The following is a 22,373-nucleotide window of genomic DNA, read 5'->3' on the forward strand; positions in this document are numbered from 1 at the left end:
AAGCCAACATGCATAACACAATCTATAAAACGAAAAACCTAGCCCTGCTACTGCTCAGCCTGATCACAGTATTTACAGCTACGGCACAAGCACCTACCCAGAAAAAACTGGACGGCATCATTGCCAAGGTAGACAACCATGTGATCCTGCGTTCCGAACTTGAATTCAGCTACCTGCAGTACCTGGCCCAGAACAAACAGCAGCCAAGCGAACAGAACGAGCCGTTGAAGTGCGAGATACTTAAGTCGATGGTACAGGAGAAGCTGTTGCTGGCCCGTGCCGAGATTGACTCAGTTGTAGTGGAGGAAGCTGCCGTAACCGGTGAGTTGAACCGCCGAATTGAGTACCTTGCCTCACAAGTGGGTGGCACCGAGCGTCTTGAGCAGTATTACAAAAAGAGTATCAAGCAGTTGCGCGACGAACTGCGCCGCACTGTTCGCAACCAAATGGTGTCTGAGAAGATGCAGCGTGATATCACTGAGAAAGTAACCGTTACACCGAAAGAGGTGCGTCGCTATTTCAACCAGATCCCTGCTGACAGCTTGCCTTACTTCTCCAGCGAGGTGCAACTGAGCCACATCGTGAAGTACGCAGAGGTGAGCCGCCAGCAGAAGCAGGCTGCCCGCCAGCAACTGGAAGCTTTACGTGAGCGCATTGTGGCTGGAGAAGACTTTGCCACACTGGCACGTGAGTACTCGCAAGACCCTGGTTCAGCAGAAGCAGGTGGAGAACTGGGCTTCTTTAAGAAGAAAGAACTGGTACCAGAGTATGAAGCCGCCGCGCTGCGCCTCGAGCCGGGGCAGATGTCTAACGTCATAGAGTCAATGTTCGGCTTCCACCTGATCCAGATGATCGAGCGCAAAGGCCAGGAGTTCAACACACGTCATATCCTGATCAAGCCTGCCACCGCCCGTGTGGATGTGCAGGATGCCATCGCCGCCCTGGACAGTGTGCGTACGCTGATCGTGAATGACAGCATCAGCTTTGCCAAGGCTGCCAAAGATTTTTCAGACGACAAGAACACAAAAGACAACGGTGGTACCCTGATGAGCCGTATGACTGGTAGCTCTTACATCCCGATGGATGAAGTGGAACCAGGTATATTCTTCGTAATCGACACCATGAAAGTTGGTGATGTGTCGAAGCCGGTTACCTTCACAACGCCTGACGGTAGAGAAGCAGCCCGCATCATCCAGCTTCGTTACAAATCGTCTCCTCACCTCGCCAACCTGCGCGACGACTACCAGAAGATCGCCGCTGCCGCCCTGGCACAGAAAAGAGACAAAGCTGTGGATGAGTGGTTCCGAAAAAACATTGACACCGTATTCATTGAGATCGATCCGGACTACGACCGATGTAAAGTGCTTGACTTAACGCAATAGACACCCATGAAGCAGTATACCTCTGACAAAGAAGCAGCCGATGCGCTGCACCGCTCCTACCAGGACCTCACTTCCGAAATATCTAAAGTTATAGTAGGACAGGAAGAGGTCGTGCGCCTGGTGCTCACAGCCGTTTTTTGTCAGGGGCACTGCCTATTAGTTGGAGTACCTGGCCTTGCCAAAACCCTCCTCATCCAGACCATCGCCTCTTCGCTGGACATGTCTTTCAGTCGGGTGCAGTTCACCCCGGATTTGATGCCGAGTGACATCGTGGGTGCCGAGACACTGGACAAGGACCGTAATTTCAACTTTGTAACGGGTCCTATCTTTGCCAACATCATTCTGGCGGATGAGATCAACCGTACTCCTCCCAAAACACAGGCAGCCCTGCTGGAGGCCATGCAGGAGTATGCCGTGACAGTTGCCGGCAAGCGCTACGAACTTCCACGCCCGTTCTTTGTGCTCGCCACCCAAAACCCGATCGAGCAGGAAGGCACCTATCCCCTGCCTGAGGCACAGCTCGACCGCTTCATGTTCAACATCACGCTGGGCTATCCAAGCTACGAGTCGGAGCTGCAGATCGTGAAGAACACCACCGGCGCTGCCCGTGTGGCACTTGACAAGATCTTGCACGCTGATGACATCCTGGCTTTCCAGCAACTGGTGCGCCGCGTGCCTGTAGTGGACAATGTAGTGGAGTACGCCGTGAAACTGGTGCACAAAACCCGTCCTAATACAGCGATGGGGTCAGAACGGGCTAGTCAATACCTGGAGTGGGGTGCCGGTCCGCGTGCCTCGCAGCATTTGATCATTGGGGCGAAGTGTAACGCCCTGCTCAATGGCAAGTACTCGCCTGATATAGAAGATGTGCAGGCTGTTGCACTCCCTATCCTGCGTCACCGCATCGTGCGCAACTTCAAGGCTGAGGCTGAGGGCATCACAGTGGAGCAGCTGATCCAGGAATTGCTGTAAACGTTAATTGCTGATTGTTTAGAAGTTAATAAGGTATAACTTCAGATAGCTGAATATACTTAAAGTGTGAAACTAAAATCGTGACTTCCACATTACCTTGCTATACACAGGTTTCCAACAATCTAGCAATTGAACAACTCAACTATTCAAGAGTCAACAATTAACAGTCAACAACCAACAATTCTTCAAACAATTTAGCAATCTAAGCTTATTGGTGTAATTTTGCGGCTGTACTGATTTTTGACATATTACCCTGAAACTTATGGAGGCGGCAGCGCTATACGTTCGCTTTAAAGACAATCTGGCCACTATCATCGGAGCCCTGAACAGCAAACTGGAAGTTCGCTCCATGCCTTATAATGTATCTATTCCGCTAGAGGTAGACCTGCTGGCTGACATCCTGCGCCTGCACGGCCTTGACTTCAAATCTGAAACAGCAGGTGCTGCTCGCCTGGAAGACTTCACCCGCTGGTTTGAGCAGAACGAGAACGTAGTAATGGATACTTTGCAGCGCGTACTGGAAGAAAAGCGAGCCTACATGAAAACAGCAGGCGGCGTGGTACTGCAAAAAGAAATGCTGATCCGCAGACTGGAGTATTTCAATGAAACGGCCCATACCCTGGAGGTGATGATGCGCCAACAGCAACTTAACAGCCCCAAACACTTCAAGTACCCTTTCCTACTGAATCAATAGCCAGCGACTATACCTGATAAAAGCAAAGCGCCCGCAGACTTACACCTGCGGGCGCTTTGTTCTTTATGACACGGAGAGCTTACTTATTCCGGATGGAGGTATGCCCCTCTTTGGAGTGCTCCAGGTCCAGGTCGCCTTTGGGCTGCTTCTTCATGCTGGAGTCCGCCTCCTCGCCTACAGGGCCTTTGGTGACCGTGATGCCTCCATCAACCATATAAAGTGCACCCGTCACATACGAAGCCTCGTCTGAGGCCAGGAAGCAGTAGACGTTCGCTACCTCCTCCGGGCTGCCTCGGCGGCCCATGGGCGTGGCTACCTTCATGGTCTTCACCATCTTCTTATCCATTGGTCCGGTGCTTTTGTGCGTCCAGGCGGTATCGATTGGTCCCGGGCCTACAACATTAACCCGTACACCAAACTGAGACTGCTCCACAGCGAGCCCTTTCATGAAAGCATGTATAAATCCTTTGGTACCACCGTAGGGCGCATTCTGTGCTATACCGATCACACCGGCCTCTGATCCGGCCGACACGATGTTTCCTTTTGTTTTGTGCAATTCGGGCAGCGCGGCCTTGCTCATGGCAAATGCTGACTTGATGTTGTTCTTGATCATGTAGTCCAGCGCCTCCTCTGTATAGTCCTGCAGCATGTTCACCTCCGGAAAAACACCGGCATTGTTAATCAGGATGTCAAGTTGCCCATACTCCTTTACAGCCAACTCGACGCATTCCTTGGCATTGACTTCTTTGGAGATATCACCATTATAAGCGATGGCTTCTCCTCCCTCCTTTTGGATCTCCTTCACTACATCGTCTACGGGGTCCTCTGGAAAGCCTGCTACCACCACACGGGCACCTTCCTGCGCAAATTTCTTGCAGATGGCCTCTCCTATACCTGTACCGCCGCCTGTCACAATAGCGACCTTGCCTTCTAATCTGTTTTTCATAGTTAATTGATTAATGTTAAAGCACATGTATTGTATAAGCTTGTAACGGCTATGGCCGCTGGTCGGTTAACCCGTGACAGGACAAGGAAGATAATTTCCACATTTTTAGCTGGATAGCGTATGACAAACAAAGCAGGCGGAACAACGTCACATCTGTTTCATTATAACTACACCATCGCTATGAGCTATTTATACAATACCTTGCCCGACGCCTTTGAAGAACAACTGGAAACAGAACACCTGGTACTGAGGCCCTACGCAGAAGGCGACGAGCAGGAGTTTATGCGGCTTATTCAGGAGAACACAGCAGCCCTGAGTCCCGCCTTTACAGGTAGAGTGGCCCGGGTACGCGCACTCGAAGATGCACGCATACAGCTAGCCCAGTTGCGCAGTGACTGGGACAACCGCAAGCAATTCGACTTTGGGGTCTGGCTTCGGGAGAGCAACACATACATTGGCGACATCACGCTCAAGAACATAGACCGTTCTGTGCCAAAAGCAGAGGCAGCGTTATACTTTACAAGTTGGTCTGAGATGCTGGACCTGGCACAGGAGGCGTTCAAAGCGGTGTTGCATTTTGCGTTTGAGGACGTGAAACTCAACAAGGTATACATGCGCTGCACACACTATAATAATGTATGCTCCCAGTTGGCCGAGAATTGCGGCTTCGTAAAAGAAGGTGTGCTGCGAAGCGACTTCAAGGGTGCTGACTCAGAAGAGCTGCTGGACCTGCGCTACTACGGCATGACCCGCGACGATTACGAGCAGGCAACTCAGCTCAAAGAGCGCGACTCCCAGACTGCCGTGTAGACCTCATTACTTACGGGGCTTCGCTACAAAAAAATCAGTGTCGAACGTCAGGTACAGCGCATTCGAGAACTCCAGTTTCGGATTGTCAAGGTCGACCACAGGCTCCAACCGGAGTGTCAGGTATAGGTCTTCCATGATTTCGATGTCCTTCATCAGACGCAGGATCAACAGATGGCGATCTTCCTGGATGTAGTCAGGATCTTTGTAAGTTGTGGAAGCCGATTGGAAAAGCTTACCCCCTAGTTCTGTAATATACCCGTCGCCACGCCAATAGCTCAGCATCACATCCTGATACTTCGTGTCTATACCTGCATTTAGGTAGATGGCGCCTCCTTTCGTAAAAGGGAGCTGAAAGGTATTGGAGTAGTCATTAAAACCCAGCAGATAATTTTTGGTGTATACCCGGTGGAGCACCCGATGCGGCAGCCGCCGTTCCAGTTCCACCCCCACAGCCGCATTGACTACCGTGAGCAAAGGCAAGGGCGAACTATCGATCTGTCCGCCCTTATGCTGCGCCGTGAACTGCACAGGTATAGCCAGGCGTATGGTATCACCCTCTGCTCTGCCAGGTATGTTGAGCAGGTGAAAAGCGGAACTGACACCGCCAGCCACTTCCTCCCGCACAGGGTCTGCCCGGTAGATCATCTTGCTCCAGTCAATCCAGGCGTCCAGTTTGACGCGATGCGTGTTCAGCAAAAACTGCAGACCGTTCTCCAGCCTGTCGTTGATCACACGCTCAAAATCATAGAGCGGCTCTACATAATCGTGACTGACGTTACCTTCTAAAGTACCGAACACAAAGGCCCAGTTTTCACGTTGCCATTTCACGGTGAAGGTTGGCTGGATGTCCTGATAACCTGAGCTGCCAAAATCCTTCCACAGGAAAGCACCCGCATCGATCCGCACTGAGGCAGACGGATAATAACTTACCCGCGGCAGCAGATGGTAGCCAAACAAGGTGTAGCCATCGGCTATTCTATTGAAGTACTCGTTGTTTTTAGAAAAGCCAAAGGCGTGCAAGCCAATTCTAATCTGATTAGCATTTTCAGGTTTGACAGGTATGGTCAGCTTGAGTGCGTCGTTGTTGAGCTGACTATAGGCTAAAGGGCTGTAAAGCACAGTAAAGACACAAAATAAAAGCCTGAAATATCTCATAAAAAAGGGAATAATATGGCACAAAAGCCTATCGATATATGTTGTAACAAGACGGCCATACTCAACTAAAATATTTAGCAAAATACCTGTTACTTTTTTTGCAAATTGATTTTGAACGTCGTAATTTCACATCAATATAAAGCTATTTAATTAAACACACATGAGCGTAAGCAACGAAAAACTAAAAGCCCTGCAGCTGACGATAGACAAGCTTGACAAGACTTACGGTAAAGGCACCGTAATGAAGCTGAGCGACAACAAAGTGGAAGACATTCCGGCTATCTCTACCGGCTCGCTTGGACTTGACATTGCTTTAGGAATTGGCGGTTTACCGCGCGGCCGTGTCATTGAGATCTACGGTCCTGAATCCTCTGGTAAAACCACGCTTACCATGCATGCTATTGCAGAGGCGCAGCGCGCCGGTGGCCTGGCTGCCTTCATTGACGCAGAGCACGCATTTGACAAGGTATATGCCGAAAAACTTGGAATAGACACTGAAAACCTGCTGATCTCTCAGCCTGACAACGGTGAGCAGGCCCTGGAGATCGCTGATCACCTGATCCGCTCCGGTGCGATCGATATTATTGTAATTGACTCTGTTGCCGCCCTGGTACCGAAAGGCGAACTGGAAGGCGACATGGGTGACAGCAAAATGGGTCTTCAGGCTCGTTTGATGTCACAGGCACTGCGCAAGCTGACCGGTACGATCAACAAAACCGGTTGCTGCTGTATCTTTATCAACCAGCTTCGCGAGAAGATCGGTGTGATGTTCGGTAACCCGGAAACCACTACGGGTGGTAATGCCCTTAAGTTCTACGCCTCTGTGCGTCTGGACATCCGCCGTGTTGGCCAGATCAAAGAGTCTGCTGACAACATCACCGGTAACCGTACACGTGTGAAGGTAGTGAAGAACAAAGTAGCGCCTCCGTTCAAAGTAGTAGAGTTCGACATCATGTACGGCGAGGGTATCTCTAAAGTAGGTGAGATTCTTGACCTGGGTGTAGAGCTTGGCGTAGTGCAGAAGTCAGGCTCGTGGTTCTCTTACAACGGCGACAAGCTGGGCCAGGGCCGCGATGGCGTGAAGCAGATCCTGCTCGACAATCCAGAGCTGCAGGAAGAGATCGAAGCAAAGATCAGAGCGATCGTGAAAGGCGAGCCTGAAAAAGTGGCCGCTGCGCTGGAAGATCCAAGCGGTGCGGAATGAACATTATTCCCTGCTAACAAGTAATCAAAAAGGTGCTATGCTACATAGCACCTTTTTGCGTTTTAAGTTGTTGGTAGTGTGAATATAAGATACTACCTTAGTGTAAAGGCCTGATTTTGGTATAATAGTTGGATACAAACTGTAAACGACACCAGCCTTACCCATTAGCTTATGAAAAGGATATTACCAGTTATTGTGTTAGTGTTAGTTGCTCTTTCTGGCTTTGTGGCCAAGGAGTCGCTACGCACTGTCCCGAATGAAAGCTTCACAGCAGGAGAGTTGCTTAAATACAAAGTGCACTACGGCCCCATCACAGCGGCCGAAGCCGTGATTGACATAGCGCCTGGCCTGCATCGCATTAATGACAGACCAACTTACAAGGCAACTGTATACGGCAAGACAACCAGTTCATTCGACCTCTTCATCAGGATTCGTGACACCTGGCAGTCTTACATTGACACGGCTGCTATTTTACCTCACCGCTCATTCCGTAATATAGAGGAAGGAAGCTACCGCAAGCGTGAGACGGTGGATTTTAACCACTTCACAAACACGGCGCAGGTAGAGATGAAGAAAAAAAATAAGGACAAGAAGCAAAGCACGCATAAAATTCCAGCCGGCGCCCAGGATATCGTAAGTGGCTTCTATTACCTTCGCACACTGGATTATGACCGCTTTAAACCGGGCGACAAGTTCAGCATCAAAGGTTTTTTTGATGAGGAGGCATTTGACATGGTGGTAACGTACCAGGGCCGCGAAACGGTTAACACTAAGGCCGGTTCCTTCAGAGCCATTAAACTGGTGCCTCGAATGCCTAAGAACAAGCTCTTTAAGGGAGAGGATGCGATCACGGTATACCTGTCAGATGACCGAAACAAGGTGCCGGTACTGATCTCGGCTGATATGTTTGTGGGCGCTGTAAAAGTGGATCTGTACGAACACAAGAACCTGAAGCATAAACCTGCCCTTGTGGCACAGAAATAAAGGATAAGCCAGCTCTAGTAGCTGGCTTTTTTTTTTACATGCGCTGCCAATGTTAAGAAAATATTATGATTTGGTTATCTACGCATTCTATACCTGCCGAAATAATATCTTTGTCATGAAATGGATGCAATTAAATGGCTTCCAACAATAGCTATACCTGCCTGTTCTGCTGACAGGCAACTCTAATCATAAACACGTGCAGACACCAACCCAAGCCCATTACAAAATACTGGTAGTTGACGATGACCCGGATATCGTGGAACTACTGCAGTACAACCTGGCTCGCGAAGGCTACGACGTAGCCCAGGCCGAGAACGGCAAGAAGGCCATAGAGGTAGCGCATGCCTTTAAGCCGAATGTGATTCTGATGGATGTGATGATGCCGGTACTGGACGGTATAGCCGCCTGCCGTCAGCTGCGCGAAGAGCAGGACTTCCGCCAGACACACATTATATTCCTGACTGCCCGGTCAGAGGAGTTCTCCGAAGTTGCCGCTTTCGACGCCGGCGCTGACGACTTCATCACAAAACCTATTAAACCCCGTGCCCTGCTCAGCCGCCTGGCAGCCTACGCACGCCGCGATGCGCAGCAGGAAGAGCAGGAACAGGTGATCGAGATTGGAGGTTTGCGTATAGACCGCACCAGCTTTGCCGTGTACAAAGGCGAAGAAAAGATCACGCTCCCGAAAAAAGAGTTTGAACTCCTGTCCTTTCTGGCAGCCACTCCAAACAAAGTATTTACGCGCGAAGAGCTACTCAACAACGTATGGGGAAGTGATGTTTATGTGATCGCCCGAACTGTGGACGTTCACATCCGCAAAGTGCGTGAGAAGATTGGGGAAGATCAGATCAGAACCATCAAGGGTGTTGGCTATAAGTTTAACACGGACTGATACATGAACTTGAACTCCCGTACGCTCGCCCTTTTGGTATCCCTGGCAGTGGCCCTTGTGCTCACAGCCTTTTTGGCTTTAGCCAGCTACTTTTCATCAAGGGGCTTAATGGCAGCGCTTGTACTGGTGTTCATCTGCTGCTTTCTGCTGATCTATTTCTCGTACGAGGCGCTGGTGTTCCGTGAGATCAAAAACGTGTACTCCAGCCTTGAGAAAATCAAAAAACAGGAATACCGCAAAGCAGAGGGCCGTTCCCTGTTTACGGCTGACCCGCTCCGGAAAATAAAAGACGACATCTACCAGATTGCAGAGCGCAAGCAGCAGGAAATTGACGAACTCAGGCACCTGCAGGTCATGCGCCGCGAGTTTCTGGCTGATGTATCACACGAGCTCAAGACTCCCATTTTCGCTGCGCAAGGCTTTATCCATACCTTGCTCGACGGCGCCATGGACGACCCCACCGTGCGCGATAAGTTTTTACAGAAAGCAGCCAATAGCCTTGATGGTCTCGACACCCTGGTGCAGGACCTGATCAGCATCTCGCAGTTCGAAAAGGGCGTAGTGAAAATGGAGAAGCAAGACTTTGACACTGTGCAGCTGGTACGGGAGGTGTTTGAGCAGCTGGAGCAGAAAGCCAGCAACAGCCGGATAAGACTGCACCTGCTGGATGTGGAACCAAATGAAAAGGTCATGCTGCATGCCGATCCCAACCGAATACGGCAAGTGTTTATCAACCTCGTAGACAATGCCATCAAGTATGGTAGAACGGGCGGCAACATCTGGGTTTCGTTTACAGAAGGTCGCAAGCGCTATACCATTACCGTAAAAGACGATGGTACAGGTATAGCGCAGGAGCATATTAACCGCATATTCGAGCGCTTCTACCGCATCGATAAGAGCCGCTCCCGCGACAAAGGAGGCTCAGGACTCGGCCTGGCCATCTCCAAACACATCATCGAAGCCCATCGCTCCTTCATCGCTGTAAAAAGCGAGCTCGGCAAAGGGACTACGCTCCGCTTTAAACTGCTCAAGGCGAAGGGATAGCTGGTGGCTAAATGGCTAAATTGCTGATTGTTAAATAATAAACTAGGTATATCCTCAGCTATCCCACTTCCTGGAAGATCAAATCCATAAACGGGGGATGAAAACATTAATGTATATGGGAGTTTCAACAATTTAACCATTTAGCAATTCAATCTTTCAACAATTAACAATCAGCAATCAACAATTAATACCCCCACCAAATTTGCGTATCTTTGCATGCTGCGTGGCTAAGGTATAGCCGCGCTTGTTAATGATACAGTTACGCATGAAATACCCGGTTTTTAAAGACCTGATTATATTTGAGAATGAGGACTTTCTGGTGGTGAATAAGCCACCGTTTTTGTCCACCCTCGAAGACCGCACTCCCAATACCACCAACCTGCTTAAGCTCGCCAAGCAGCATAACCCGGATCTGCAAGCCTGTCACCGCCTCGACAAAGACACTTCGGGCTGCCTGGTGTTTGCTAAGAATCCGGAGGCTTACCGCCACATGTCCATGCAGTTTGAGCACCGCGAGGTGTATAAGGTATACCATGCCGTGGCCTGGGGTGTGCATAAGTTCGAAGACCAACTCGTGAACCGATCCATACTGGCAGGTGCTAAAGGCGTCGCCAAACTTACGCCGCATGGCAAACCGGCAGAGACTTACTTTACGACCCTGGAAAGCTACAGTCGCCATACCCTGCTGGAATGTATGCCGGTAACGGGTCGCTTGCACCAGATTCGCATTCACCTGGCTTTCCTGGGAGCACCGATTGTAGGAGATAAACTGTACGGCGGCGAGGACCTATATCTGAGCACGTTGAAGCGCAAGTTTAACCTGAAGCAGCAAACAGAAGAACAGCCGCTTATTAAACGATTTGCGCTGCACTCGCACACCATTGGCTTCAGACTGATGAACGAGGAGCCGATCAAAATAGAAGCACCCTATCCGAAAGACATAGCAGTGCTGATAAAGCAACTACGGCAGTACAACTAGCGTAAAAAACAAAGGGGCCTGATGCGACATCAGTCCCCTTTTTGCTTGTATAAGGTATAGCCTTCCTAACTTACCCGCAGCACAATCTTGCCGATGTTCTTGTTGGCTTCCATGTAGCGGTGCGCCTCAGCCACATCAGCCCAGTCAAATACAGAATCAACAACTGGCTTAATCGTGCCGTTCTCAAATAAAGGCATCGCAAAAGCGGCCATGTCCTGCGTAAGACGGATCTGGTAGTCACGGGTGCGGGAACGCAGCGTAGAGCCGATCACCTGCAGGCGCTTGACCAGAATCTGGCGTAGGTCAAACTCTTCTACTTTACCACCGCCCAGGCTAGCCAACAGCACCATCCTGCCATCCAGGCGGAGACAGGCAATGTTTTGATTAAAGTATGGACCGGCGATAAAGTCCACGATCACATCCACCCCCTCAGAATTGGTGTAGGCCAGCACTTCGTCTTCAAAAGGCACCTCTTTGTAATTGATAGCTTTATGCGCTCCCAGGTCCAGACAGGCTTTTACTTTGTTCTCAGAAGCTGTTACCAGCACCTGGGCCTTGAGGGCACGGGCCAGTTGTATACCTGCCGTACCCACCCCACTGGCTCCGGCGTGTATCAGTATGCGTTCGCCGGCCTGCAACTTGCCTAGCCAGGAGATCGCTTGCCAGGCCGTCAGGAATACCTCAGGTATAGCGGCAGCTTCTTCCATGCTCAGGTTGTCCGGTATAGCCATGGCCATTTCTTCGTGTATCACGGCATATTCGGCATAGCCGCCGCCCGGCAACAGGCCCATGATCTTGTCGCCTTTTTTGAAACGGGTGCAGTTTATACCTGCTTCTACTACCTCTCCGGCTATTTCGAGGCCCAGCAGCGGACTTTCTCCCTTCGGAGGCGGGTATTTACCCTGTCGTTGCAAGGTGTCGGCACGGTTGAGCGCAGTGGCGCGCACGCGCACCAGCAGTTCGTTAGGTTTAGGCAATGGCTGTTCATATTCTCCCAGCATTAGTTGCTCCGGTCCGCCGGGCTCTTTTACAAGTATGGCTTTCATGTTGGTCAGTTTAGATAAATGGATGGCTATACCTATACCAGGTACATCGCTACACTTAAGACGCCTCTTAAAATTAGATGTTTCCGCATTATTCCCAAAACCGCGTCTACAGGCAGCATTAGCAGGATTGTGAAGCATCCTGAAAAATATTCAAAGAATTATAGCACAAACACTTGACCTTTCTACGAAACTTTCGTAACTATACGAAAACATCGTAGAACTATGGAAAAGCTCACACAACAGGAAGAGGAAGCCATGCAGGCGATTTGGTCGCTGGATGGTGGTTTTATAAAGGAGTTTCTGGAAAAGCTGGAAGAACCGAAGCCGCCTTATACCACACTGGCCTCTACGGTGAAGAACCTTGAGAAGAAAGGCTTCCTGCAGAGCGAAAAATTTGGCAATACCTACCGCTATACCCCGAGCATCAAGGAAGAAGACTACAAAAATCGCTTCATGAAAGGCTTTGTGGGTGACTACTTCAAAAACTCCTACAAAGAGTTAGTGGCCTTTTTTGCAAAGGAAAAGCAGATCAGCGCCGAGGAACTGAAAGAGATTATCGACATGATCGAAAACAAAAAGACAAACTGATATGCCAACCCTGCTCCTATACCTGCTGAAAGCGAACGTGGCCCTGGTGCTCTTTTACCTGGCCTACCACCTGGTGTTGCGCAAGCTCACGTTCTACCACCTCAACCGGCTTTTCCTGGTGTTCGGCATCCTGTTCTCGGCCGTGTACCCGCTGGTGGACCTCAACGAGCTGTTCAGCCGCCATGAAGAGCTGGCCGTGGTGCAAAGCTACGCCATCGTTATACCTGAGTGGACACCAACCGCTATACCTGAGCAGGCCCCCGCATTCGACTACTGGCTTATACCTGTCGGGCTGTTCTGGCTCGGCTGCGGCCTGATGCTGCTGCGGCTGATCGTGCAGTTTGTGTCGCTCTACCGCATACACCGCACCTCTGTGCCTGCCACTTACCAGGGCGTGGCATTTCGCAAAGTGCCAGGTATAAGCGAAGCCTTTTCGTTTTGGAAAACCATTTACCTGAACCCTGCGCAGCACCAGTCGCCTGAGTTGGAATCGATCCTGCGGCACGAGCAGATACATGTGAACGGCTGGCATACCCTGGATGTGTTGCTGGCTGAACTGAGCACCGTGTTTTACTGGTTCAACCCGGGGGTGTGGCTGATGAAACAGGCCATGAAAGAAAATCTTGAATTTATAGCTGACCAGCATGTTGTAAATGCTGGCGTCGATAGAGTAGCCTACCAATACCTTTTACTGAAAGTTGTGGGCGCCACACAACCTCAGCTTGCCAATCAGTTTAATTTCCCATCCCTTAAACGAAGAATTGCCATGATGAACAAAATGCCCACAAATAAGGCCAACCGGCTCCGATTGCTGGTTGTGTTGCCCCTTGTCACCGTATTACTGGTTGCTTTCCGGAGCGCCGCACAGGAGGATATATCCTCGATAACAGAGGCCGTTCTCCCGGAAGAGGCAACCCAAGCGCAAACAGAGCCAATTGATGAATACGCCGCCTTTTATGCGCGTAACCCGGAGGTAAGTAAAGTCTCCTGGAGATCGAACGGAAAAATAGTAGTGGCCCTGAAGTCCGGCGCTGAGGAGGTCTATACCTTGGGTAACAAACAAAGCATGGCCTCTGCCGAGCTGAAGTATGGCGGAATGCCCAGTGCACCGCCAGTTATCAGAAGAGATAACCCGGATCAGGACGCCGGCAAGCCAAACACCGAAAAACTGATCAACCAACTAAAACAGAATCGTTCGATCAAGAGCGTGCGCAGTAAAAAAATAGATGGCAAAGATGCCATTGTGATCGCCTTGAATGGCGGTGGCACAGAGGTGTATTTTACATCAGATGCTGCCAGCCTTGCTGAATTGGAGCGCAAGTACGTGCTGCCGGAGTTGCCACCTCCACCACCCCCTGTACCGGCTGCGCCAGATGCCCCACCTGCACCACCTGCTCCTCCCAAAGAAGAGGATGTTATAGCAGAAGTAATAATGCCCGTGGAGAAACATTACATCATTGATGGAGTAATTTCCAACAAGGATGCCGCCCTAGCTATAGCACATGACAAGGAATCGATTCATAGCATGGGTACATACAGGGGCGAATCTGCTCAAATACTTTTAAATGATAAAACCGCCACAGGGGTAGTTGTCATTATCACAAAGCAGAATAAGGACTCCCGTCAGGTACAGGAATTCAACAAGAAACTGAAGAATCTACCTTCGCCACCGTTAGCTATGCCGAAGGCACCTGGCACCCCTCCACCGCCTCCTGCCTCTGGCAAAGAGGCAATACCACCCGCGCCTCCTGCACCTGCTGGCGAGCAGCTTCCCCCGCCCCCACCGCCCGGCAAGTATGAAGGCCCTGCTATACCTAAGGCAGGCGGAGCTCGTGTAGTAGAAACAGAAGAGCATGTGGCGTACTTCCTTTGGCCAGAAGAAATTACGAAGCGTGAATTGGAAGTAGCACAGCAGGCGTTCAAAAGCAGTGGCTTCGACCTGAACTTTAACGAAAAGTATGAAGGCGGGAAAATCAGCAGCCTGAAAATCGAGCTTGCTTCAAAGAATAAGAAGTCCCGCGCCAGTGCAACTTATAATGAGGGGGCTTTAAAGAGTATTTTGGATGCTGACAACATTGTAATAGTGCAGGGCAACAAAAAAACCGGCGAAGTAAGGATCGCCACTACCCTTGCACCGAGGTAATACACAGGTATAGATAATAGTCTCGCTTACAGGCAGCGGCGCAGCTTTGTGCCGCTGCCTATTTTTTTACACTATCCTCCTGTATTCCAGCATATTTCTACATCAAGTATTGCATATCAAATAAAGACTTTCTATCTTTGTGACCATTTTTCAAGAACCCTCGAGAAAAAATTAATTGTTAAATAAATCGCTTACAACCACCAAAAATGGATCATTTAAGTTATAAGACCCTTACTGTCAATAAGAAGACAGCCAACAAAGGCTGGGTGATTATTGATGCAGGGCAAGGAAGCTTGGGTCGCGTGGCGTCTGAAATCGCCAAGATCCTGAAAGGCAAGAACAAGCCTTCATTCACGCCAAACGCTGACTGCGGTGACAACGTAATCGTTATCAACTCTGATAATGTTCGTTTCACAGGCCGCAAGTGGGATCAGAAGTACTACCTGTCGCACACTGGTTACCCAGGTGGTCAGCGCAAGACTTCTCCACGTGAGCTTAAGGCTAAATCCTCTACACTGCTTGTAGAGCGTGCTGTTCGTGGCATGTTGCCAAAAGGCCCACTAGGTCGCGAGCTATTCCGTAATCTTCATGTTTTTGCAGGAAGCGAGCATCCATTTGCAGCTCAGCAGCCTAAAGAATTAACCCTCAACATCTAATAATTAATGGAAGTTATCAATACATCTGGTAGAAGAAAAACCTCGGTGGCTCGTATCTACATGACGGCCGGGCAAGGGAATATCACTATTAACGGTAAAGATATCAAGGCGTACTTCCCTGACGAAGTACTGCAAACTATTGTGAATCAGCCGTTTCAAACCTTAGAAGTTATTGGCAAGTACGATGTTACTGCTAATCTAAAAGGTGGTGGTGTAAGCGGCCAGGCTGAAGCACTTAGACTTGCTATCGCGAAAGCACTGGTAGTAGAAAACGCCGAGACTAAATCTGCACTCCGCAAAGAAGGATTCGTAACCAGAGATCCTCGTATGGTGGAGCGTAAGAAGTTCGGTAAGCGCAAAGCGCGTCGTTCATTCCAGTTCAGTAAACGTTAATATTAAAGGTGTATCAACAACATGGCAAGTACTAATTATAAAGAATTACTTGAGGCAGGTGTTCACTTCGGTCACCTTACCCGCAAGTGGGATCCGAAAATGGCTCCGTACATCTTCATGGAGAAGAACGGTATCCACATCATTGACCTGAACAAGACACTGGTTGCCCTTGAGGAAGCTACTTCAGCTATCAAGAACATCGCCAAGTCTGGTCGCAAAATCCTTTTCGTAGCTACCAAGAAGCAGGCACAGGACATCGTAGCTGAAGAAGCTCGTCGTCTTAAAATGCCTTATGTAACTGACCGTTGGTTAGGTGGTATGCTTACAAACTTCGCTACTGTGCGTAAGTCGCTTAAGAAAATGTCTACTATCGATAAGATGGTGAAAGACAACACAGCTTATGCAGCTATCGCAAAGCGTGAGCGTCTGATGCTTTCTCGTGAGCGTGAGAAACTGGAGCGTGTACTGGGTGGTATCGCCGACCTGTCTCGCCTGCCAGCTGCTCTGTTCATCGTGGACGTGAAGCGTGAGCACATCGCAGTAAAAGAAGCACAGAAGTTGAACCTGCCTGTATTCGCAGTTTGCGATACAAACTCAAACCCTGAGACGGTTGACTTCCCAATCCCAGCAAACGATGACGCTTCTAAGTCTATCGCCCTGATCGTTTCTATTATGGGTAAGGCCATTGAAGAAGGTCTGTCTGAGCGTAAAGTGGACAAAGAAGAGACTGAGCGCAAGCGTTCTGAAGAAGAAGGCATCAAAGCCAAGCAGGAAGCTGACGAGCAATAATCTCGCATGCATATAGCATAGTAAACAAACTGAACATTGGGCCTTAAAGCTTCAATGTTCAGTTTGTTTTAGGGGAATCAGGAAGGAGAAAAAGAAATTCTGATATAGAATTAAAGACTGCGAAAGTAATAGACCAGTTCCAGTACTTCTTTTCGGAAAACCTCACAGTAGATAATTCTTAATTATTAATTCATAATTCTTAATTATAAAATCATGGCTATTACAGCACAAGACGTTAACAGACTTCGCCAGGAAACTGGTGCAGGTATGATGGATTGCAAAAAAGCACTTACTGAAGCCAACGGCGACTTCGAAGCTGCTAAAGATATTCTGCGCAAGCAGGGCCAGAAGATTGCCAGCAAGCGTGCTGACAATGCTACTTCTGAAGGTATTGTGTTGACTCAGGTAAGCGAAGATGGTACTACAGGTGTTGTAGTTGCTCTTGCTTGCGAAACTGAGCCAGTATCAAAAGTAGAAGACTTCAAAAACCTGGCGCAGTCAGTACTGGATGCAGCTGTTTCTACTGGCGCTTCTTCTAAAGAAGAATTACTAGCAACAGCTCAGGCTGACGGTCGTTCACTGCAAGACCACATCACGGATCTGATGGGTAAAATCGGTGAGAAAATCGACGTGGTTTCTTACGAGACTGTAAAGGCTGAGAAAGTAGTAGCGTACAACCACTCTAACGGTAAACTGGGTGTGTTGGTAGCTATGAACAACACCAACGGTACTGATGTAACTGAAGTTGGTAAGGACATCGCGATGCAGATCGCAGCCATGAAGCCAATCGCTCTTGACAAAGACGGCGTTGACGCAGCTACTATCGAGCGTGAAATCGAGATCGGCAAAGAGCAGGCACGTGCTGAAGGCAAGCCAGAGCAAATGCTGGAGAAAATCGCTCAAGGTAAACTGAACAAGTTCTACAAAGAGAGCACGCTGTTGAACCAGGAGTTCGTAAAAGACTCTTCTTTGACTATCTCTCAGCTGCTTGAGAAGACTAGCAAAGGTTTGACTGTATCTGAGTTTAAGCGTGTAGCTATCGGCTAAACCACGTTGGTAACCATATTGAAAAAGGCGCTGAGTGATCAGCGCCTTTTTTTATCTATACCTGTATTATGCAGCAGTTGATAGTCTACTGCTGAGATACAATGTACTGGCTGTATTTAGTCATTCCGTCTAACTGTCGACACAAAGGCATCCCGCATATCCTGGAAACGGTTCACAACAGCTTCGATGAACTCCTCGTCCAGCAGGGCAATGGCGCCCTCATCTCCTGCTACCTCGGTTTCTTCTATTTTATAAATCTGCTCCAGGTTGGCTTTCTCTAGCTTCAGAATATACTTACCGTTATAGGAGTGCAGCGTGATTTTCACGTGCGGGTTAGGTATGTCGGCTACTACTCTCATAGGTTTATTTACTGGTTGGTTTAAATGTGTTGCTATGCTAACGTAAAATCAGGCTTTAGGTACATGCCTTTACCCTGCCGCATCGGTCCGCTCCATCTCAATCCCCATCAACTGCATCAGCTTGCTGGCATTGAAACTGCGGCAGATACCCCGCTGCAAAGTATAGTCAAACAGGATCTTGTCGCCCTCAATGGTGCTGTTGAAACTGAAGTTCTCGACACTGCCTGGCAACTCCTGCTCCATCGCGCCCAGTTCCAGATCGTGCGTTGAGATAAGGCCGGAGGCGTTGCGGCGGTGCAACTGCCGGATCAGGGCCATGGCACCAGCGTGTCGGTCGCGGGAGTTCGTGCCTTTGAGTATCTCGTCGAGGAGGTAGAAGACCGGCTCTTCCCCTTCTGTCATATTGAGCAAAATGCGCAGGCGCTTGAGTTCGGCGTAAAAAGACGAAGTGTTTTCAGCTAGATTATCAGCGGTACGCATGGCGGTGTATACCTGCGTAGGGGCCACTGTGAGGCGGCGGGCGCATACGGCTGCTCCCATGAAGGCCAGCACCATGTTGATGCCTACGGTGCGCAGGAAGGTCGTCTTACCAGACATATTCGAGCCTGTCACCACAATGGTCCTGCCGGCTCCCTGCATCTGAAAATCGTTTGCGATTCGTTCCACCGAAAAAATGAGCGGATGCGCCAGCCCCTCAGCATCGAACTCAAAAGGTATAGCGCTCAGCTGAGGTATAGCAAAGTGCGGTTGGGCATATTGGTAAGCTGCCATACTAGCCAACGCCTCAAATTCCGCCAACAGTTCCAGTGACGCTTCTACCTGTTCCAGGTGCTCTGCTTTCCAGACTTCTAACCGGTAGATCCACACGAAATCCCACATCAGGATCGTGTTCAGGAAAAAGCTCATCAGCGTGCTCAGTCGCCAGGAGAAATAATCGATGATGGTAGCTACTTTGCCGATAGCAGCGGAAGCAGGCGTGTTGCCTCGGTAGAGCTTTGCTCGAATCTCCTCCAGCATTGAAGCTTTGAAGGTATGGGGCTCAAGGTGGCGCAGCTGGTCAGTGTAACTTTGCATAGCCTCATACATACCAATACTCTTGTCATAATAATCGTCGCGTTGCTTCTGGAATTTGAGACCCAGCAAGTACTGGATAGCTAAAAAGCCAACCGCGATGTACCCCGAGTAGCCATAGAACCAAGCCGCAATGGACCCTAAGGTCAATATAGGCAGCACAAACACCAACAGCTTCAGCCAGGGATGCTCCTTATAGAAGTGCTGCGCCCGTAGCCAGTCAAAAAACTCATGGGTGTTTGCCTCGGTGTGCTTGTAATGCATCGGCTTCACGATGGCCTGCTGCAGCCATTCCTGTTGCTCAGGCTGAGCCAATTCTGCCACCGCCTCCTGCCGGCGCAACACTGTTGGGGTAGGAGCTGCCTGCCGAAACCATTGAGCAAGCCGTAGTCTGCCAATGCTCGTCACGGAGCGGTTCATCAACTGGAAAAGTGAGTCCGGACCGAAGATATCCAGGTCGGAGGTATAGGGATGATGATCGTCTCTGAAGTCATCGCCGCCATCGAAGCCATGCAGTTTGCCTTGCAGACGATCAATCTCTTGCAAGTTGAGCTTGCCGAGCAACTGCAACTGTTTGTACCTGTAGTCGAGCTGGCTGTGCCAGCGCATGACCAGCACAAACAGAATGTAAAACCCGACGATGCTGATGATGCCTGCGCTGGTGTTGCCATCTCTGAAAAAGAGCCAAGCCGTAATAGCTCCCGCCACAAATACCACCACACGCAACCACGAAACTGTTTTAGATTTACCGGCTGCTTTCTGCTCCTGTTCAGCGTAGGCCGAGGCCCGCTGCTTAAATTCGTTTTCTCTGTTGTTCACGTAAACTATTTTGTTTGCAGGTATAGCCTAATCGATCGTGGCGATGCACTTCAACTCGATGGCAATAGGGGTTGGCAGTTTGTTTATCTCCACGGTAGTGCGGCAAGGTTGATTATCCTTGAAATACTCGGCATAGATGCGGTTGTAGGTCGCAAAGTCATCTTTCATGTTCGTCAGGAAGACCGTTACGTCTACCAGGTTTGCCCAACTAGAACCTGCGTCCTCCAGAATATAGCGCACATTTTGGAACACGGAGTGGCACTGCGCCTCTATGTCGTACGACGTAATGTTACCTGCCTCGTCCAGCTCTACACCTGGGATTTTCTTAGTGCCACGTTCTCTTGGTCCAACGCCAGACAGAAACAAAAGATTGCCCACACGGCGGGCATGCGGGTATAGCCCCACCGGCTCAGGGGCTTTCGATGAATTGAGAAGCTCTTTATCGTTTGTCATACTCAAATATAAAACATTCTTGCCAGCATTCTGCGTCAAGCAGCTTCCCCCATACCTCTTAAACAAAAGAGCCGGCCTATGAACCAGCCGGCATCTCTCACCTTAAACAAACTCTATTATTCAACCCAATCGATGATAATAGGTTATAAATCAATTTGTTATTTTGTAAACTTCACGTCGTTATACTTGGACGTGATGTTGATAGAGCCTTTGGAAGTTGAGTTACCATACTTGCCTTTATACTCCGCTGAAGTATGGCCTTTCTCCAGAGTGGTAAACTTCACGAGGTTGCGATCCACTTGAAACTCTGCAAACTGTACATTGACATTAAAATCGAATGCTGAATCATCCTCAAAGTGCAGTTGGATTGGAGTATAACCACTGTTGAGTGAGATGTTCTTGAAATTCTTTTTCACATTGTCAATCTTAAAGGAGCTGTATTTTACATCCATTTCCAATACTTCGGATAGATTGCCAATCTTTAGATCACTGTACTTCACAGAGCCGTTTATACCATTCGTATTGCTCAGACTAAGGGTAGAATACGCCAGATCCACATTGCCTTTGTTCAGGTATCCGATGGTGTTTGGAATGCTTCGGCAATACGAAGCTTTAATTGAGTTGGAAGAGTTCGTCAAATTACCTGCCTTAAAGGCACCGTAACGCACGTGAAGATCCACTTTGCCTTTCATGTCGGGAAGGTATACGTTACCAAAGCTATTCTTCACTACCAGGTTATTATCAGCTGGCATGTTCACCGTGTAGTTGACCTCGAAACTTTGGTGACGACCGTTAGAGTTCATAGACCCCATTTCAGTCTTCACAACAATGGTATTACCACTGCGGTTATCGCTTATATTGATCTTGTTCAGCATCTCCTGCGCTGCCTGCTCTGAGTTGGCTCGGCTGACAATATCGACCTTTACCTGAATCTCGTTGCGGTTCCAGGTGCTTACGTGCACGTTGCCGAACTTATTATCGATATTCAGCACATCGGACTTGTTAACCTTGTAGGTCTTTTCAAAAGTTTTGCGCTTCTCAGAGCTATACGAATAAACCTCAGCTTCCTGCCAGCCTGAATGATGCGGCGGCACCACCACAGGAGGCGCTGGTGGCAAAGGAGGAGCAGGTGGCAGTGTCTGCTGCGCGTCAAGGGCTGGTGGCGCAGGTGGCATTTGGCTTGGGCAAGGCTCCGGCGCATAAGGCTGTGCCATGGCCAGGGCTGGCAGTATAACCAAAAGCGTAGCTATGTGGTAGCGCAATGATTTAAATAGTTGTCGTTCCATTGTTCTGTGGTTCAGTAGTATCCTGTTCTTTTATAGCTTCTATTTTCTTGAGCACTTCCAACTGACGGTTCAGCACTTCGATCCGGATCTGCAGGTTTTGGATCATGGCCGCCATCACCTGGTCGGTGTTCGGCGTGGTATGTAATTGATTCTTGAGTTGGGTATAGCTGCTGTCGAGACGGGCCAGTTCGCGGTCTATGGCGCGTGTCTCATCCAAGCCCAGCACTTTCAGGTCGTATTCGCTTAGCTCTTCGCGTTTGCTGTTGATTTGGCTGGTGTAGTACACTTCCACCTCGGCCAGTTCTGGCGCCACCTGGTACACGGAAGGCTGCTCACCCACTGTAGTATTTGCGGCGATGATGTTAGTAGCAGTCGGGCTGTTCTGTTTCACCATCCAGAGGGTGATACCACAGGCCAGCAAGAGCACAATGGTGGCGGCCACCCTCATGAACATGAAGTCGGCAGTGAAGTTGAGTCGCTCCCCGAAGTTGATGCTGATCACCTTGGCTTCTTTGCGGGGCTTCTCCTCCAGTGCCTTTTGTGTATTCAGCTCGGAACAGATTTCCTGCCAAAGCTCCGGTCTGGGCTCGAACATGTCGAAGTCCTCCCGGTTTTCATTCACAAATTCCTTTAATCTATCTTTCATCTCTCTTCTCTTTAT

23 protein-coding genes are annotated in these 22,373 nt (G+C 49.4%); 15 read left to right on the forward strand and 8 right to left on the reverse strand.

Annotation, left to right across the window (positions count from 1 at the left end):
* Positions 1-8 precede the first annotated feature (8 nt).
* The 3 genes from BW972_RS02215 (at position 9) to BW972_RS02225 (ending at position 3,048) form a co-directional block, all read left to right on the forward strand.
* The gene (locus BW972_RS02215; RefSeq protein WP_007657837.1) at positions 9-1,382 is read left to right on the forward strand and encodes a peptidylprolyl isomerase; all 1,374 of its coding nucleotides are present in this window, start codon (positions 9-11) and stop codon (positions 1,380-1,382) included.
* Positions 1,383-1,388: 6 nt separating this feature from the next.
* The gene (locus BW972_RS02220) at positions 1,389-2,354 is read left to right on the forward strand and encodes an AAA family ATPase (RefSeq protein WP_076420822.1); all 966 of its coding nucleotides are present in this window, start codon (positions 1,389-1,391) and stop codon (positions 2,352-2,354) included.
* Between the two features lie 262 nt (positions 2,355-2,616).
* Positions 2,617-3,048 carry a hypothetical protein gene (locus BW972_RS02225; protein WP_076420824.1) on the forward strand — a complete coding sequence of 144 codons (432 nt, stop codon included), beginning with the start codon at positions 2,617-2,619 and terminating at the stop codon, positions 3,046-3,048.
* Between the two features lie 79 nt (positions 3,049-3,127).
* On the opposite strand, the gene BW972_RS02230 is transcribed toward BW972_RS02225, so the two are convergent.
* A complete protein-coding gene (locus BW972_RS02230) occupies positions 3,128-3,994 on the reverse strand; it encodes an SDR family NAD(P)-dependent oxidoreductase (RefSeq protein WP_076420826.1) in 867 nt (288 codons plus the stop codon).
* A gap of 120 nt (positions 3,995-4,114) precedes the next feature.
* On the opposite strand from BW972_RS02230, the gene BW972_RS02235 reads away from it, so the two are divergent.
* On the forward strand, positions 4,115-4,804 hold the full coding sequence (locus BW972_RS02235; protein ID WP_007657843.1) for a GNAT family N-acetyltransferase: 690 nt from the start codon (positions 4,115-4,117) through the stop codon (positions 4,802-4,804).
* Positions 4,805-4,810: 6 nt separating this feature from the next.
* On the opposite strand, the gene BW972_RS02240 is transcribed toward BW972_RS02235, so the two are convergent.
* A complete protein-coding gene (locus tag BW972_RS02240; RefSeq protein ID WP_007657845.1) occupies positions 4,811-5,923 on the reverse strand; it encodes a hypothetical protein in 1,113 nt (370 codons plus the stop codon).
* 196 nt (positions 5,924-6,119) lie between these two features.
* On the opposite strand from BW972_RS02240, the gene recA reads away from it, so the two are divergent.
* The 5 genes from recA to BW972_RS02265 all read left to right on the forward strand — a co-directional run bounded on the left by recA (position 6,120) and on the right by BW972_RS02265 (position 11,062).
* Entirely contained in the window at positions 6,120-7,163 is a 1,044-nt protein-coding gene (gene recA / locus BW972_RS02245) for a recombinase RecA (RefSeq protein ID WP_007657847.1), read from the forward strand.
* 171 nt (positions 7,164-7,334) lie between these two features.
* Positions 7,335-8,147 (forward strand): DUF3108 domain-containing protein, encoded by an 813-nt coding sequence (locus BW972_RS02250; protein WP_040574299.1) that lies wholly within the window; start codon positions 7,335-7,337, stop codon positions 8,145-8,147.
* A 196-nt stretch (positions 8,148-8,343) separates the two neighbouring features.
* Positions 8,344-9,039, forward strand: a complete 696-nt coding sequence (locus tag BW972_RS02255) for a response regulator transcription factor (RefSeq protein ID WP_076420828.1) — start codon at positions 8,344-8,346, stop codon at positions 9,037-9,039.
* A gap of 3 nt (positions 9,040-9,042) precedes the next feature.
* A complete protein-coding gene (locus tag BW972_RS02260) occupies positions 9,043-10,083 on the forward strand; it encodes a sensor histidine kinase (RefSeq protein ID WP_007657852.1) in 1,041 nt (346 codons plus the stop codon).
* A gap of 265 nt (positions 10,084-10,348) precedes the next feature.
* Positions 10,349-11,062 carry an RluA family pseudouridine synthase gene (locus BW972_RS02265; RefSeq protein WP_040574304.1) on the forward strand — a complete coding sequence of 238 codons (714 nt, stop codon included), beginning with the start codon at positions 10,349-10,351 and terminating at the stop codon, positions 11,060-11,062.
* Positions 11,063-11,127: 65 nt separating this feature from the next.
* On the opposite strand, the gene BW972_RS02270 is transcribed toward BW972_RS02265, so the two are convergent.
* On the reverse strand, positions 11,128-12,108 hold the full coding sequence (locus BW972_RS02270) for an NAD(P)H-quinone oxidoreductase (protein ID WP_007657858.1): 981 nt from the start codon (positions 12,106-12,108) through the stop codon (positions 11,128-11,130).
* Positions 12,109-12,330: 222 nt separating this feature from the next.
* On the opposite strand from BW972_RS02270, the gene BW972_RS02275 reads away from it, so the two are divergent.
* The 6 genes from BW972_RS02275 (at position 12,331) to tsf (ending at position 17,724) form a co-directional block, all read left to right on the forward strand.
* Entirely contained in the window at positions 12,331-12,696 is a 366-nt protein-coding gene (locus tag BW972_RS02275; RefSeq protein ID WP_076420830.1) for a BlaI/MecI/CopY family transcriptional regulator, read from the forward strand.
* A gap of 1 nt (position 12,697) precedes the next feature.
* On the forward strand, positions 12,698-14,839 hold the full coding sequence (locus tag BW972_RS02280; protein WP_076420832.1) for a M56 family metallopeptidase: 2,142 nt from the start codon (positions 12,698-12,700) through the stop codon (positions 14,837-14,839).
* 206 nt (positions 14,840-15,045) lie between these two features.
* Positions 15,046-15,495 (forward strand): 50S ribosomal protein L13, encoded by a 450-nt coding sequence (gene rplM / locus BW972_RS02285; protein WP_007657860.1) that lies wholly within the window; start codon positions 15,046-15,048, stop codon positions 15,493-15,495.
* 6 nt (positions 15,496-15,501) lie between these two features.
* Positions 15,502-15,888: a 30S ribosomal protein S9 gene (gene rpsI / locus BW972_RS02290; RefSeq protein WP_007657861.1), complete on the forward strand. Its 387-nt coding sequence runs from the start codon at positions 15,502-15,504 to the stop codon at positions 15,886-15,888.
* A 21-nt stretch (positions 15,889-15,909) separates the two neighbouring features.
* Positions 15,910-16,677 carry a 30S ribosomal protein S2 gene (gene rpsB / locus BW972_RS02295; protein ID WP_076420834.1) on the forward strand — a complete coding sequence of 256 codons (768 nt, stop codon included), beginning with the start codon at positions 15,910-15,912 and terminating at the stop codon, positions 16,675-16,677.
* A 213-nt stretch (positions 16,678-16,890) separates the two neighbouring features.
* Complete coding sequence (gene tsf / locus BW972_RS02300; RefSeq protein ID WP_076420836.1) at positions 16,891-17,724, forward strand: translation elongation factor Ts; 834 nt, start codon at positions 16,891-16,893, stop codon at positions 17,722-17,724.
* Positions 17,725-17,840: 116 nt separating this feature from the next.
* On the opposite strand, the gene BW972_RS02305 is transcribed toward tsf, so the two are convergent.
* The 5 genes from BW972_RS02305 to BW972_RS02325 form a co-directional block, all read right to left on the reverse strand.
* A complete protein-coding gene (locus BW972_RS02305) occupies positions 17,841-18,083 on the reverse strand; it encodes a hypothetical protein (protein WP_007659671.1) in 243 nt (80 codons plus the stop codon).
* Positions 18,084-18,152: 69 nt separating this feature from the next.
* Positions 18,153-19,973, reverse strand: coding sequence for a MutS-related protein (locus BW972_RS02310; protein WP_076420838.1), 1,821 nt, complete (start codon positions 19,971-19,973; stop codon positions 18,153-18,155).
* A gap of 27 nt (positions 19,974-20,000) precedes the next feature.
* Positions 20,001-20,426 carry a RidA family protein gene (locus tag BW972_RS02315; protein ID WP_076421465.1) on the reverse strand — a complete coding sequence of 142 codons (426 nt, stop codon included), beginning with the start codon at positions 20,424-20,426 and terminating at the stop codon, positions 20,001-20,003.
* Between the two features lie 158 nt (positions 20,427-20,584).
* On the reverse strand, positions 20,585-21,712 hold the full coding sequence (locus BW972_RS02320) for a hypothetical protein (RefSeq protein WP_143731813.1): 1,128 nt from the start codon (positions 21,710-21,712) through the stop codon (positions 20,585-20,587).
* A complete protein-coding gene (locus BW972_RS02325; RefSeq protein ID WP_007659675.1) occupies positions 21,693-22,358 on the reverse strand; it encodes a hypothetical protein in 666 nt (221 codons plus the stop codon). Before BW972_RS02325 ends, BW972_RS02320 begins: the two co-directional genes overlap by 20 nt.
* Between the last annotated feature and the right edge of the window lie 15 nt (positions 22,359-22,373).

The sequence above is a fragment of the Pontibacter lucknowensis genome, from assembly GCF_900156415.1.
GTDB lineage: Bacteria > Bacteroidota > Bacteroidia > Cytophagales > Hymenobacteraceae > Pontibacter > Pontibacter lucknowensis.

Coding starts and splice junctions, on each gene's coding strand:
- BW972_RS02215 (WP_007657837.1), top strand. CDS start 9: ATGCATAACACAATCTATAAAACGAAAAACCTAGCCCTGCTACTGCTC.
- BW972_RS02220 (WP_076420822.1), top strand. CDS start 1,389: ATGAAGCAGTATACCTCTGACAAAGAAGCAGCCGATGCGCTGCACCGC.
- BW972_RS02225 (WP_076420824.1), top strand. CDS start 2,617: ATGGAGGCGGCAGCGCTATACGTTCGCTTTAAAGACAATCTGGCCACT.
- BW972_RS02230 (WP_076420826.1), bottom strand. CDS start 3,994: ATGAAAAACAGATTAGAAGGCAAGGTCGCTATTGTGACAGGCGGCGGT.
- BW972_RS02235 (WP_007657843.1), top strand. CDS start 4,115: ATGACAAACAAAGCAGGCGGAACAACGTCACATCTGTTTCATTATAAC.
- recA (WP_007657847.1), top strand. CDS start 6,120: ATGAGCGTAAGCAACGAAAAACTAAAAGCCCTGCAGCTGACGATAGAC.
- BW972_RS02250 (WP_040574299.1), top strand. CDS start 7,335: ATGAAAAGGATATTACCAGTTATTGTGTTAGTGTTAGTTGCTCTTTCT.
- BW972_RS02260 (WP_007657852.1), top strand. CDS start 9,043: ATGAACTTGAACTCCCGTACGCTCGCCCTTTTGGTATCCCTGGCAGTG.
- BW972_RS02265 (WP_040574304.1), top strand. CDS start 10,349: ATGAAATACCCGGTTTTTAAAGACCTGATTATATTTGAGAATGAGGAC.
- BW972_RS02270 (WP_007657858.1), bottom strand. CDS start 12,108: ATGAAAGCCATACTTGTAAAAGAGCCCGGCGGACCGGAGCAACTAATG.
- BW972_RS02275 (WP_076420830.1), top strand. CDS start 12,331: ATGGAAAAGCTCACACAACAGGAAGAGGAAGCCATGCAGGCGATTTGG.
- BW972_RS02280 (WP_076420832.1), top strand. CDS start 12,698: ATGCCAACCCTGCTCCTATACCTGCTGAAAGCGAACGTGGCCCTGGTG.
- rplM (WP_007657860.1), top strand. CDS start 15,046: ATGGATCATTTAAGTTATAAGACCCTTACTGTCAATAAGAAGACAGCC.
- rpsI (WP_007657861.1), top strand. CDS start 15,502: ATGGAAGTTATCAATACATCTGGTAGAAGAAAAACCTCGGTGGCTCGT.
- rpsB (WP_076420834.1), top strand. CDS start 15,910: ATGGCAAGTACTAATTATAAAGAATTACTTGAGGCAGGTGTTCACTTC.
- tsf (WP_076420836.1), top strand. CDS start 16,891: ATGGCTATTACAGCACAAGACGTTAACAGACTTCGCCAGGAAACTGGT.
- BW972_RS02305 (WP_007659671.1), bottom strand. CDS start 18,083: ATGAGAGTAGTAGCCGACATACCTAACCCGCACGTGAAAATCACGCTG.
- BW972_RS02315 (WP_076421465.1), bottom strand. CDS start 20,426: ATGACAAACGATAAAGAGCTTCTCAATTCATCGAAAGCCCCTGAGCCG.
- BW972_RS02320 (WP_143731813.1), bottom strand. CDS start 21,712: ATGGAACGACAACTATTTAAATCATTGCGCTACCACATAGCTACGCTT.
- BW972_RS02325 (WP_007659675.1), bottom strand. CDS start 22,358: ATGAAAGATAGATTAAAGGAATTTGTGAATGAAAACCGGGAGGACTTC.